Origin of the sequence: Pseudomonas machongensis, assembly GCF_034961125.1 — a bacterium.
Lineage (GTDB): Bacteria > Pseudomonadota > Gammaproteobacteria > Pseudomonadales > Pseudomonadaceae > Aquipseudomonas > Aquipseudomonas machongensis.
The window spans coordinates 149,184-161,500 of record NZ_JAYFUI010000190.1 but is presented as its reverse complement, the minus strand read 5'-3'; the positions used below and the strand labels follow the sequence as shown (position 1 = coordinate 161,500).

General features: G+C 61.5%; 12 protein-coding genes and 3 tRNA genes. 14 read left to right on the top strand and 1 reads right to left on the bottom strand.

What is annotated here, in order from left to right; all coding sequences use genetic code 11:
* Positions 1 to 200 precede the first annotated feature (200 nt).
* Genes VA602_RS23025 through VA602_RS23000 form a run of 6 tightly spaced genes read left to right on the top strand, consistent with a single transcriptional unit; the run spans position 201 to position 6,117 of the window.
* The gene (locus VA602_RS23025) at positions 201 to 1,295 is read left to right on the top strand and encodes an ABC transporter ATP-binding protein (RefSeq protein ID WP_054892400.1); all 1,095 of its coding nucleotides are present in this window, start codon (positions 201 to 203) and stop codon (positions 1,293 to 1,295) included.
* A complete protein-coding gene (locus tag VA602_RS23020) occupies positions 1,295 to 2,392 on the top strand; it encodes an ABC transporter ATP-binding protein (RefSeq protein WP_323454440.1) in 1,098 nt (365 codons plus the stop codon). Before VA602_RS23025 ends, VA602_RS23020 begins: the two co-directional genes overlap by 1 nt.
* Positions 2,389 to 3,252, top strand: a complete 864-nt coding sequence (locus VA602_RS23015; RefSeq protein ID WP_054892398.1) for a carbohydrate ABC transporter permease — start codon at positions 2,389 to 2,391, stop codon at positions 3,250 to 3,252. Before VA602_RS23020 ends, VA602_RS23015 begins: the two co-directional genes overlap by 4 nt.
* A gap of 3 nt (positions 3,253 to 3,255) precedes the next feature.
* The gene (locus tag VA602_RS23010; protein WP_054892397.1) at positions 3,256 to 4,056 is read left to right on the top strand and encodes a carbohydrate ABC transporter permease; all 801 of its coding nucleotides are present in this window, start codon (positions 3,256 to 3,258) and stop codon (positions 4,054 to 4,056) included.
* 12 nt (positions 4,057 to 4,068) lie between these two features.
* Positions 4,069 to 4,341, top strand: coding sequence for a DUF2160 domain-containing protein (locus tag VA602_RS23005; protein ID WP_054892396.1), 273 nt, complete (start codon positions 4,069 to 4,071; stop codon positions 4,339 to 4,341).
* 36 nt (positions 4,342 to 4,377) lie between these two features.
* A complete protein-coding gene (locus tag VA602_RS23000; protein ID WP_323454439.1) occupies positions 4,378 to 6,117 on the top strand; it encodes an ABC transporter substrate-binding protein in 1,740 nt (579 codons plus the stop codon).
* Positions 6,118 to 6,246: 129 nt separating this feature from the next.
* Here VA602_RS23000 and folD read toward each other — a convergent pair whose 3' ends face one another.
* Complete coding sequence (gene folD, locus VA602_RS22995) at positions 6,247 to 7,101, bottom strand: bifunctional methylenetetrahydrofolate dehydrogenase/methenyltetrahydrofolate cyclohydrolase FolD (RefSeq protein ID WP_054892394.1); 855 nt, start codon at positions 7,099 to 7,101, stop codon at positions 6,247 to 6,249.
* Between the two features lie 288 nt (positions 7,102 to 7,389).
* Between folD and VA602_RS22990 the strand changes: the two genes are divergently transcribed.
* The 8 genes from VA602_RS22990 (at position 7,390) to clpP (ending at position 12,290) form a co-directional block, all read left to right on the top strand.
* A tRNA-Arg gene (locus VA602_RS22990) sits at positions 7,390 to 7,466 on the top strand.
* A 46-nt stretch (positions 7,467 to 7,512) separates the two neighbouring features.
* A tRNA-His gene (locus VA602_RS22985) sits at positions 7,513 to 7,588 on the top strand.
* Positions 7,589 to 7,645: 57 nt separating this feature from the next.
* Positions 7,646 to 7,730 (top strand) — tRNA-Leu (locus tag VA602_RS22980).
* 266 nt (positions 7,731 to 7,996) lie between these two features.
* The gene (locus VA602_RS22975) at positions 7,997 to 8,776 is read left to right on the top strand and encodes a class I SAM-dependent methyltransferase (RefSeq protein WP_323454438.1); all 780 of its coding nucleotides are present in this window, start codon (positions 7,997 to 7,999) and stop codon (positions 8,774 to 8,776) included.
* A gap of 5 nt (positions 8,777 to 8,781) precedes the next feature.
* On the top strand, positions 8,782 to 9,612 hold the full coding sequence (locus VA602_RS22970) for an alpha/beta hydrolase (protein ID WP_323454437.1): 831 nt from the start codon (positions 8,782 to 8,784) through the stop codon (positions 9,610 to 9,612).
* 88 nt (positions 9,613 to 9,700) lie between these two features.
* Positions 9,701 to 10,000, top strand: a complete 300-nt coding sequence (locus VA602_RS22965) for a DUF6388 family protein (RefSeq protein WP_112897882.1) — start codon at positions 9,701 to 9,703, stop codon at positions 9,998 to 10,000.
* Positions 10,001 to 10,243: 243 nt separating this feature from the next.
* Positions 10,244 to 11,557, top strand: a complete 1,314-nt coding sequence (gene tig / locus VA602_RS22960) for a trigger factor (RefSeq protein ID WP_054892390.1) — start codon at positions 10,244 to 10,246, stop codon at positions 11,555 to 11,557.
* A 91-nt stretch (positions 11,558 to 11,648) separates the two neighbouring features.
* Entirely contained in the window at positions 11,649 to 12,290 is a 642-nt protein-coding gene (gene clpP / locus VA602_RS22955) for an ATP-dependent Clp endopeptidase proteolytic subunit ClpP (protein ID WP_029613529.1), read from the top strand.
* Positions 12,291 to 12,317: the final 27 nt, after the last annotated feature.

Sequence of the window (12,317 nt, the reverse complement as noted above, 5' to 3'; positions counted from 1 at the left end):
GTTGTCGACGACCGCCCTTGAGTGTCGTTCACAACTGTTCATTGTCAATGCCGTGGTTGTTCAACTGTCCAGTGAAACTGTTCATTTGTGTTCGCAGGCGAACAGGGCGCTGCTGCGTGGAGCCGGTGCCAGAGCGTTCGGCGGTTTCTGGCACGGTTCTGGCTCCGTTCGGCGGACAACAATCACAAGAAGGCTACGCCATGACCCTGGTGCTGGAGCAGGTCAGCCGCCACGTCGATAACCAGGCCTGGATCGCCGAGGCCAGTCTGCGTTTCGAGCCGGGCTCGTTCAATGTGTTGCTTGGCCGTACCTTGTCTGGCAAGACCAGCCTGATGCGCCTGATGGCCGGCCTGGATCGGCCGGACAGCGGGCGGGTGCTGATGGACGGCGAGGACGTTACCGGGCGCCCGGTGCGTGAACGCAATGTGTCGATGGTCTATCAGCAGTTCATCAATTACCCCACCCTCAGCGTGTTCGAGAACATCGCCTCACCGCTGCGCCAGGCGCGCCTGCCAGAGGCGCAGATTCGCCAGCGGGTGCGCCAGACCGCCGAGATGTTGCGTATCGAAGCCTACCTGCAGCGCTTGCCGCTGGAGCTCTCCGGTGGCCAGCAGCAGCGCACGGCAATGGCTCGCGCGCTGGTCAAGGACGCTTCGCTGATCCTCTTCGACGAGCCGCTGGTCAACCTCGACTACAAGCTGCGTGAAGGGCTGCGCCAGGAGCTGCGCGCGCTGTTCGCCGAACGCAACTGCATCGCCGTGTACGCCACCACCGAGCCGAACGAAGCCTTGGCCCTGGGTGGCACCACCACCATCCTCCACGAAGGGCGGCTGCTGCAGAGCGGCCCGACCGCCGAGGTCTACCACAAGCCTTGCAACGTGCTGGCTGCCGAGCTGTTCTCGGAGCCGCCGATCAATCTGGTCAGCGGGCGGGTCGCGGGCAACGAGGTGAGCCTGGCCGGCGCCGTGCACTTCGCCCGTACCGACGATCTGCGCGCCCTGGCCGATGGCGACTACCGCTTCGGTGTGCGCCCCAGTCACATCACCCTGGTGCCCTCCCATGACGACGACCTCGAGCTGACCGTGCTGGTCGAGCTGGCTGAAATCAGCGGTTCGGAGACCTTCCTGCATGTGCGCAACGAGCACTGGCGGATGATCCTGCACCTGCCGGGGGTGCACGAATATCAGGTGGACACCCAGGTCCCGGTTTTCATCCCCACCCACAAGCTGTTCGTCTTCGACAGCACCGGTCAACTGGTACAGGCCCCCGGCCTGCGTCAGGGGAGGCGCCGCTGATGGCCGAGATCCGCTTGCATCGACTGGCCCACAGCTACAGCCGGCAGCCCTCCAGCGCTGCCGACTATGCCTTGCACGAGCTCGAGCATGTCTGGGAGCAGGGCGGAGCCTACGCCTTGCTCGGGCCTTCCGGCTGCGGCAAGTCGACCTTGCTCAACATCATTTCCGGCCTGCTCAGTCCGTCCCAGGGCGAGGTGCAGTTCGACGGTCAGCCGGTCAATGCGCTGTCGCCGCAGCAGCGCAACATTGCCCAGGTGTTCCAGTTCCCGGTGGTGTACGACACCATGAGCGTATTCGACAACCTGGCCTTCCCCCTGCGTAACCAGGGCCTGGATGAGCAGCGGGTGAGGGCGCGCGTCGAAGAGATCGCCGAGGTGCTCGACCTGGGGGCGGTGCTGAAGAAAAAGGCGCGCAACCTGAGCGCCGACGAAAAGCAGAAGGTTTCTATGGGCCGCGGCCTGGTGCGCGACGATGTGTCGGCGATCCTTTTCGACGAGCCGCTGACGGTGATCGACCCGCACTTGAAGTGGAAGCTGCGGCGCAAGCTCAAGCAGATTCACGAGCAGTTCAACATCACCATGATCTATGTCACCCACGATCAACTGGAGGCATCGACCTTCGCTGACAAGATCGCGGTGATGCACGGTGGGCGCATTGTCCAGTTCGGCACCCCGCGCGAATTGTTCGAGCGCCCGCGCCATACCTTCGTGGGCTACTTCATTGGCAGCCCCGGGATGAATCTGATCGAAGTGCGTGCCGAAGCCGATGGCGTGAGTTTCGGCGGTCTGCACCTGCCATTGCCGGATGGCCTGCGCGAGCGCCTCGCCGAGCAACCGCGCGAGCGCTTGCAGGTAGGGATTCGCCCGGAGTTCGTGCAGGTCTGGGACCGTCCGATCGATGATGCCTTCGAGGCTCAGGTCCTGGATATAGAAGACCTGGGCACCTACCGCATCCTCACCCTGGAGCTGGCTGGCGTCACCCTAAAGGCTCGCATGGGTGAGGACCGTCCCCTGCCAGAAGGGCGCGCGTGGGTCAGCCTGCCAGCGCAATGGCTGATGCTCTATGTCGATGACCTGCTGCTGGAGGCCACGCCATGAACAAGGTGCCGAACAACAAGGCCTGGTGGCTGGTGCTGCCGGTGTTCCTGCTGGTGGCCTTCAGCGCCGTGGTGCCGATGATGACGGTGGTCAATTACTCGGTGCAGGACATCTTCGACGCCTCCAACCGCTACTTCGTTGGCGCCGACTGGTATCGCCAGGTGTTGCGTGACCCCGCGTTGCACGATGCGCTGCTGCGTCAGTTCATCTATTCGGGCTGCGTGCTGCTGATCGAGATCCCGCTGGGCATCGCCATTGCCCTGACCATGCCGACCAAGGGGCGCATGGCCTCGGTGTGCCTGATCATCATGGCCATTCCGCTGCTGATCCCGTGGAACGTGGTCGGCACCATCTGGCAGATCTTCGGCCGCGCCGACATCGGCCTGCTCGGGGCCACCCTGGCCAAGCTTGGGGTCAGCTACAACTATGCGGGCGATCCGCTGGATGCCTGGGTCACCGTGCTGGTGATGGATGTCTGGCACTGGACCTCGCTGGTGGCACTGCTGTGCTACTCGGGGTTGCGCGCCATTCCCGATGTGTATTACCAGGCTGCACGTATCGACCGCGCCTCGGGTTGGGCGGTGTTTCGCCATATCCAGCTGCCGAAGCTCAAGAGCGTGCTGCTGATCGCGGTGATGCTGCGCTTCATGGACAGCTTCATGATCTATACCGAGCCTTTCGTGCTCACCGGTGGCGGGCCGGGCAACGCCACCACGTTCCTCAGCCAGACCCTCACGCGCATGGCGGTAGGGCAGTTCGACCTGGGGCCGGCGGCGGCGTTCTCGCTGGTGTACTTCCTGATCATCCTGCTGGTGTCGTGGCTGTTCTATACCGCCATGACCCACGCCGACAAGGATTAGGCCATGACCTTGCGCAAAGCGGTGCCGCTGCTGCTGTACTTCTTCTTCCTGCTGGTGCCGATCTACTGGCTGTTGAACATGTCGTTCAAGAGCAACACCGAGATCCTGGGCGGGCTGACCCTGTGGCCGCAGGCGTTCACCTTTGACAACTATCGGGTCATTTTCACCGACCCGAGCTGGTACAGCGGCTACCTCAACTCGCTGTACTACGTGTGCCTGAATACGGTGATCTCACTGGCGGTGGCCTTGCCGGCCGCGTATGCCTTCTCGCGCTATCGCTTTCTCGGTGATCGCCACCTGTTCTTCTGGCTGCTGACCAACCGCATGGCGCCACCGGCGGTGTTCCTGCTGCCGTTCTTCCAGCTGTATTCATCCATCGGCCTGTTCGACACCCACATTGCCGTGGCCCTGGCCCACTGCTTGTTCAACGTGCCACTGGCGGTATGGATCCTGGAGGGTTTCATGTCGGGGGTGCCGAAAGAGATCGATGAAACCGCCTACATCGATGGTTACAGCTTCCCGCGCTTCTTCGTGAAGATCTTCATACCGCTGATTGGCTCCGGGATCGGCGTGACGGCCTTCTTCTGCTTCATGTTCTCGTGGGTCGAGCTGCTGCTGGCGCGCACCCTGACATCGGTGAGCGCCAAGCCGATCGCGGCGGTGATGACCCGTACCGTGTCGGCCTCGGGTATCGACTGGGGGGTGTTGGCTGCGGCCGGGGTGCTGACCATCCTGCCTGGCATGCTGGTGATCTGGTTTGTCCGCAACCATGTGGCCAAGGGCTTTGCCCTGGGTCGGGTATAGGAGGGCGCAACGATGGAGTGGATGGCCTGGACCTTGCCCACGGCGCTGTTCTTTGTCGCCGTCGGTGTGCTGCTGTCGTGCATGACAGTGTTCGAGCTGCGTCGCCCCTGCGTGGAGCGGCGCGGTTTCCTGCCGCTCGTCACCAGCCGTGGCGATCGGTTGTTCATCGGCCTGCTGGCCAGTGCCTACCTGCACCTTGCGGTGATCGGCGCCAGCGACTGGCCGCTGTGGGTGGCCTCGCTGCTGTCGCTGGCCTGGCTCGTGGTGGTGCTGCGCTGGGGTTAGCCCGGGGCGGCGGATCATTTCAATCGGGAGATCACAATGTTCGATAACGACAACAAGCGGCGACATTTGACTCTGGCCGCGGCGCTGCTGCTCGGCGGCCTGCAGGGCACGGCGTGGGCCGATCAGTACGAGGACGCGGCGAAAAAATGGATCGGCAGCGAGTTCAAGCCCTCCACCTTGAGTGCCGAGCAGCAGATGGCGGAACTCAAGTGGTTCATCAAGGCCGCCGAGCCGTTTCGTGGGATGAAGATCAACGTGGTGTCGGAAACCCTCACCACCCATGAGTATGAATCCAAGGTCCTGGCCAAGGCATTCAGCGAGATCACCGGCATCCAGCTCACCCACGATCTGTTGCAGGAAGGCGATGTGGTGGAGAAGCTGCAGACGCAGATGCAGTCGGACAAGAACATCTACGACGGCTGGGTCAACGATTCCGACCTGATCGGCACGCACTTTCGCTATGGCAAGGTGCAGTCGATCACTGACCTGATGGCCAACGAAGGCAAGGACTACACCTCGCCTACGCTCGACCTGAAAGACTTTATCGGCATTTCCTTCACCACCGCGCCAGACGGCAAGGTCTACCAGTTGCCTGACCAGCAGTTCGCCAACCTTTACTGGTTCCGCGCCGACTGGTTCGAACGCCCTGACCTGACGGCCAAGTTCAAGGAAAAGTACGGCTACGAGCTGGGCGTGCCAGTGAACTGGTCGGCCTATGAAGACATTGCCAAGTTCTTCACCGAGGACGTCAAGGAGATCGATGGCAAGCGCGTCTACGGCCATATGGACTACGGCAAGAAAGATCCCTCGCTCGGCTGGCGTTTCACCGATGCCTGGTTCTCCATGGCCGGCGGCGGCGACAAAGGCCTGCCCAATGGCTTGCCGGTGGACGAGTGGGGCATTCGCGTTGAGGACTGCCACCCCGTTGGCTCCAGCGTCACCCGTGGTGGCGATACCAACGGCCCGGCAGCGGTGTTCGCGACGCAGAAGTACGTGGACTGGATGCGCGCCTATGCGCCGAAGGAAGCGCAGGGCATGACCTTCTCCGAGTCAGGCCCGGTGCCGGCCCAGGGCAATATCGCCCAGCAGATCTTCTGGTACACCGCCTTCACCGCCGACATGGTCAAGCCCGGGCTGCCGGTGGTCAACGCCGATGGCACGCCGAAGTGGCGCATGGCGCCGTCGCCGAAGGGGCCGTATTGGGAGGAGGGCATGAAATTGGGTTACCAGGACACCGGTTCCTGGACCTTCTTCAAGTCCACCCCGGAAAAGCAGCGTCTCGCGGCATGGCTGTACGCGCAGTTCGTGACCTCGAAAACCGTGTCGCTGAAGAAGACCATCGTCGGTCTGACGCCGATTCGCGAGTCGGACATCAACTCCCAGGCCATGACCGAGATGGCGCCCAAGCTGGGTGGGCTGGTGGAGTTCTACCGCAGCCCGGCACGGGTGCAGTGGACCCCGACCGGCACCAACGTGCCTGACTATCCGCGCCTGGCGCAGCTGTGGTGGAGTCATATCGCCGAGGTGGCCAGTGGCGAGAAGACCCCGCAGGAGGCCCTCGACGGCCTGGCCCGCGACCAGGACCGCATGATGGAGCGGCTGCAGCGTTCCAATGCCCAGGCCACCTGTGCGCCGAAGCTCAACCCAGAGCGTGATGCGCAGTACTGGTTCGACCAGCCAGGTGCGCCGAAACCGAAGCTGGCCAACGAAAAGCCCAAGGGCGAGACGGTCAGCTACAACGAGCTGCTCAAGTCGTGGGAGGAGGCGCGCAAGTGATCAGTTGCCGAGCGTACTGACCTCTACGCGGTCAGCCCTGCGCTCCCGCGATAGCGTCGGTAGATTTATCGCTTGATGAAAAACGGCACCCTTGGGGTGCCGTTTTTCATTGCTGTGTGCCGAGAATGATTACTTGTGCAGCTCTTCAGCCGCATACAAGGTGTTCTCCAGCAGGCACGCGCGGGTCATGGGCCCGACGCCACCGGGAACCGGCGTGATCCAGCCGGCGCGGGGCAGGGCGGTCTCGTAGACCACATCGCCCACCAGCTTGCCGTCTTCCTGGCGGTTGATGCCCACGTCGATGACGATGGCGCCTTCCTTGACCCACTCACCCTTGACCAGGCCCGGTTTGCCGGCCGCTACCACCAGCAGGTCGGCGCGGCCGACGTGGCCGGCCAGGTCCTTGGTGAAGCGGTGACAGACGGTGACGGTGCAACCGGCCAGCAGCAGTTCCATGGCCATCGGGCGACCGACGATGTTGGAGGCGCCGACGATCACCGCGTTCATGCCGTACAGGTCTTGCCCGGTGCTTTCCAGCAGGGTGATGATGCCCTTCGGGGTGCATGGGCGCAGCAGCGGGATGCGCTGGGCCAGGCGACCGATGTTGTAGGGGTGGAAACCATCGACGTCCTTGTCCGGACGAATGCGCTCGAGCAGCAGCGAAGCGTCCAGATGCGCTGGCAGCGGCAGTTGCAGCAGGATGCCATCGACGGCCGGGTCGTCGTTGAGACGGTCGATCAGCTCGGTCAGGGCTTGCTGCGTGGTGTCGCTGGGCAGGTCGAACGCCTGGGAGATGAAGCCGACTTCCTCACAGTCCTTGCGCTTGTGCGAAACGTAGACTTGGGAGGCCGGGTCGGTGCCGACCAGGATCACCGCCAGGCCTGGCGTGCGCAGGCCTTGCTGGCGGCGCTCGGCGACACGTTGGGCGATCTGCTTGCGCAGGTTGGCGGCGATCGCCTTGCCATCTATAAGGTGTGCAGTCATAGACGCGTGATTAACCATCGAGAAGGGAACAATAAAGAGGGCGCATTCTCGCACGAGCCGGGCCGAGGGCAAAGGCGCGTGGTCGGGCAAATCCCCTAACCCCTTAAATAATTTAAATTTTTTTGAAAAAAGTGTTGACGACCTTTCGGCTCGTCTATAACATTCGTCGCACTTGTCGGGCACAACCTAGCACTGGTTAGCAAAGTCAGGCAGAATGAGCGGATTTGCTAGCTCGTTCGGTAAGGCTGAAAATTGATTTGCAATCGTAATGGAAAGCAGATTGAATATGCGCCCGTAGCTCAGCTGGATAGAGCATCCGCCTTCTAAGCGGATGGTCGCAGGTTCGAGTCCTGCCGGGTGCGCCATAAGGCAGCTTAGGCAAGCAAGTAGGTAACGTAACACCGCAATATGGTGGGCGTAGCTCAGTTGGTAGAGCGCTGGATTGTGATTCCAGTTGTCGTGGGTTCGATTCCCATCGTCCACCCCATATTCTTCGAAGGCGCCTTGATTGTATAATCAGGCGCCTTTGTTTTAAGCGCATCACGCGGACGTGGTGAAATTGGTAGACACACTGGATTTAGGTTCCAGCGGCGCAAGCTGTAAGAGTTCGAGTCTCTTCGTCCGCACCATCTTCTGTTTTCAATGCACGCTCAAGCGCATGAAAACCTCCTGAAAATGCCGCCTTGTGCGGCATTTTTCATTTCTGCAGCAAATTCCCAGGGCAGCGGAATTCTGGCGCATCCGTGTCAGTTCGCTGGCGGGATTTTTTGTGTTCATCATTCGGCATCACCTCCCAGCCTAGTGTTCATGCGGGTTGTGCCTCGGTGTTGGCGCCTGGTCGGATTCTTGCTTGGCGTTTGGCGTTGATGCGATTCCGCGAATAAAAGGAACGAACATGAAAGTCTGCAGCACGCATAGGGACAGTCTGTATTACGTGGTCGGCGCGGTTTTCAATGCGCTGGAAAAACGCCCGGTGGTTGCCGAGCTCGGTGTGCTGCGCGGCGAGAACGCCCTCAAGCTGCGCGCAGCCCTGACGCCAGAACGTATGGTGCTGGCCGACAGCTGGAGCAAGGAGTCGAACAAGGCTTACAGTCCATTCGATCAGTTGCCGCCCTGGGTCTCTCCGGTGGAGGACTACGAGTACTACTATGGTGGCTCGCTGCACGATGACGCGACCTGGGACCGCTTGTACGAAGAGTGCGTGTCCAAGTTCCTCGATATGCCCGAGGTCACGGTGATTCGCTCCGACACCATCGGTGCGATCGACAGGATCCGCGAGCAGACCGGCATCGAGCAGTTCGATTTCGTCTACGTGGATGCCAACCATCAGTACGAGTACGTCCTGCGCGACATGATGTATTACCAGGAAATGCTTGGTCCGGACGGCATCATGATGCTCAACGACTGCTGCTTCAGTGCCAATGGCACCAAGCAGAACCTGGGCGTGCTCGAAGCGCTCGGCAGCTTCATGAAGCGTTCGGACTTCATTCCGGTGGCGATGACCAATACCGATTGGTCTGATGTGATCCTGGTGCGCCGCAATTCCGTGCTGGTGCAGCTGTTCGACATGGCGCTGAGCAACTCCGACGTACCTTACGTCGAGATCCCTCACCAACTGATCACCGCTGCACGCGTGGTCTATGGCGCGCAGCGTCACAACCTCAGCTTCGTCTGATTTCGATGTGGGGCAGGGGTGTACTGGCTGTTGTGGGTGCTCTTGTGCTCGCTGCGTGCCAGTCGCCGCGCGAAGCGCTGGAGCACAGGGCTGCCGAGTACGGTCGTGAGGTGCAGGTGCTGGCGCTGGGAAGCTTTCCACTGCTGATCGTGGCGCCCGCGCGGATGCCCGCAGCCAACGTGCTGCGGGTTTATCTGGAGGGTGATGGCCATGCCTGGGTCACGCCCTCGCAGCCGAGTCTGGATCCTACGCCGCGGCAGACTCTGGTGGTCGACCTGGCGATGCAGGATCCGACGCCTTCCTTATATATGGCGCGGCCTTGCCAGTTTGTTCAGGCGTCCGGTTGTACCCCGGCGCTATGGACCAGTCGGCGTTTCTCCCCTGAAGTGCTAGGCGCTCTTGGTCGGGCGCTCGACGACGTGAAGTCGCGTTATGGCAATCAAGGCTTCGAGCTGGTGGGCTATTCCGGCGGCGGAGCGCTTGCCTTGTTGCTGGCGGGGCGGCGTGAGGATGTGTGGCAGGTCCAGACCCTGGCCGGCAATCTGAGTCCGGCCGAATGGGTGCGAATGCTTGAGCTGACGCCGCTGGAAGGTTCGCTCGAACCTTTACAGTATCGGGAACGCCTGGCGCGTATTCCCCAGCGCCATCTGCTGGGTGCCGAAGATCGCCAGGTGCCTGCTGACGTTGCCGCGTTTTATGCTCGGCAGTTGGGCGAGGCGCGTTGCCTAGAACTGGTTTCCCTGCCGGGTGTGACGCATGAGCGGGGTTGGCAACAGGCCTGGCCGAGCTGGCGGCAGCGGTCGCTGGCGTGTGCACCTGTCGAGCGGAAGGATTGAGGGGCTTGCCCTCTGGTGACAACGCTATAAAAGCTGATAGATTTCAGCCGGTTGAAACACCGGTCGGTGACCGGCAGGGGAAATACCGATGATTGCCAAAGAAGCGCGCCAGGCGTTGGCGCTGCAGCGCTTTCGCGAAGCCAACCCGCAATTGCTCGAGGAGATCCGCGAGCTTGACGCGCGCGAGCAGGCCCAGCAGGTCGAGTGGGCGTTCGAGGATGCGGCTCAGGAGCAGGGTATCGAGCCCTGGGAGCTTGCCCTGCAGTTGATCGCCGAAAACCCGGAGCAATTGCAGGCCATGCGCCTGGAGACTCACCGCGAGGTGGCCGAGGCGCTGGGCATGTCTTGGGAAGAATATTGCCAGTTCAATGAAATCGATCCGCAGTAACGGGCCGATTCTGCAGTTGTAACTGTTTGACAGGTTTTTTCGGCATGCGCCTCAAAGATGGCGCGCAGCCCTTGAGTAACGAGGCCTGGCGCGTTTTTGCGCCGGCCTGTAAACGAAATCGACCGGCGTGGTTGTCCGTCGTCCCGAGTGGGGTGACTTCTGGTGCGTGAGTCACTAGAATATTCGCCCTTGATTCTGGAGTCGGGCTATCGCCGGCTAACGTCTGTGCAACGAGGAATATCCATGCAAGTTTCTGTTGAAAACACTTCCGCTCTCGAGCGCCGCATGACCATCGCCGTTCCGGCCGAGCGCGTCGAGAACGAAGTCAACAAGCGTCTGCAACAGACTGCCCGTCGCGCCAAGGTCCCGGGCTTCCGTCCAGGCAAGGTGCCAATGAGCGTTATCCGTCAGCGTTACGAAGACGCTGCCCGCCAGGAAGCCTTCGGTGACCTGGTCCAGGCCTCCTTCTATGAAGCCGTGGTCGAGCAGAAGCTGAACCCGGCTGGCGCCCCGGCTGTCGAGCCTAAGTCGTTCGAGAAAGGCAAGGACCTCGAGTTCGTCGCCGTCTTCGAAGTCTTCCCTGAATTCACCGTTGCCGGCTTCGAGTCGATCAACGTCGAGCGCCTGAGCGCCGACGTCGCTGACGCCGACCTGGACAACATGCTGGAAGTGCTGCGCAAGCAGAACGTCCGTTTCGAAGCCGTCGAGCGCGCTGCCGAGAAAGACGACCAGGTCAACATCGACTTCGTCGGCAAGATCGACGGTGAGGCCTTCGCCGGTGGTTCGGCCAAGGGCACCCAGCTGGTACTGGGTTCCGGCCGCATGATCCCGGGCTTCGAAGATGGCCTGGTTGGCGCCAAGGCCGGTGAAGAGCGCGTCGTCAACGTGACCTTCCCCGAGGACTACCAGAACCTGGATCTGGCCAACAAGGCCGCCGAGTTCACCATCACTGTCAACAGCGTTTCCGCACCTGTGCTGCCAGAGCTGAACGAAGCCTTCTTCGCCCAGTTCGGTATCAAGGAATCCACCCTGGAAGGCTTCCGCACCGAAGTTCGCAAGAACATGGAGCGTGAACTGCGCCAGGCCATCAAGGCCAAGGTCAAGAACCAGGTCATGGACGGTCTGCTGGCCGCCAACCCGGTAGACGTGCCGAAAGCCCTGCTGGAAAACGAAGTCAACCGTCTGCGCGTGCAGGCTGTCCAGCAGTTCGGTGGCAACATCAAGCCTGAGCAACTGCCGGCCGAGCTGTTCGAAGAGCAAGCCAAGCGCCGTGTGGTCCTGGGCCTGATCGTCGCCGAGGTGGTCAAGCAGTTCGAGCTGAAGCCGGACGATGCCAAGGTTCGCGAGATGATCGAGGAAATGGCTTCCGCTTACCAGGAGCCTGAGCAGGTCATCAACTGGTACTACAAGAACGACCAGCAACTGAACGAAGTCCGTTCGGTTGTGCTGGAAGAGCAAGTTGTAGATACTGTCCTGCAGAAAGCGACTGTGACCGACAAGTCGGTCTCGTACGAAGAGGCTGTCAAGCCAGCACAGGCTCCTGCCGAAGCTGAGTGATTTGCTACTCTCGTAGGAAACCCCACAAGCCAGCCTTCGGGCTGGCTTGTGCGTTATTAAAGCCATGACTATTTGGGAGTGAGTGCAGGACATGTCCCGCAATTCTTATATTCAGCAGAGCTCTGACATCCAGGCCGCAGGCGGTCTGGTCCCGATGGTTATCGAGCAGTCCGCCCGTGGCGAACGTGCCTACGACATCTACTCGCGCCTGTTGAAGGAGCGTGTGATCTTCCTGGTGGGTCCTGTAGAGGACTACATGGCCAACCTGGTTGTGGCGCAGCTGCTGTTCCTTGAAGCGGAAAACCCGGACAAGGATATCCATCTGTACATCAACTCGCCGGGTGGCTCGGTCACCGCAGGCATGTCGATCTACGACACCATGCAATTCATCAAGCCGGACGTCTCCACCATCTGCATCGGCCAGGCCTGCAGCATGGGCGCCTTCCTGCTGGCAGCCGGTGCGGCAGGCAAGCGTCACTGCCTGCCGAACTCGCGCGTGATGATTCACCAGCCGCTGGGCGGCTTCCAGGGCCAGGCGACCGACATCGAGATCCATGCCCAGGAAATCCTCAGCATCAAGGCGCGCCTGAACGAGCTGCTGGCCTTCCACACCGGCCAGGACCTCGAGACCATCAAGCGCGACACCGAGCGTGACAACTTCATGAGCGCCTCGCGCGCGGCCGAGTACGGCCTGGTCGACTCGGTCTACGACAAGCGGCAACTGGTATCCTGAGCCCAGGCGCCAGAGCGGGCGGGCGCC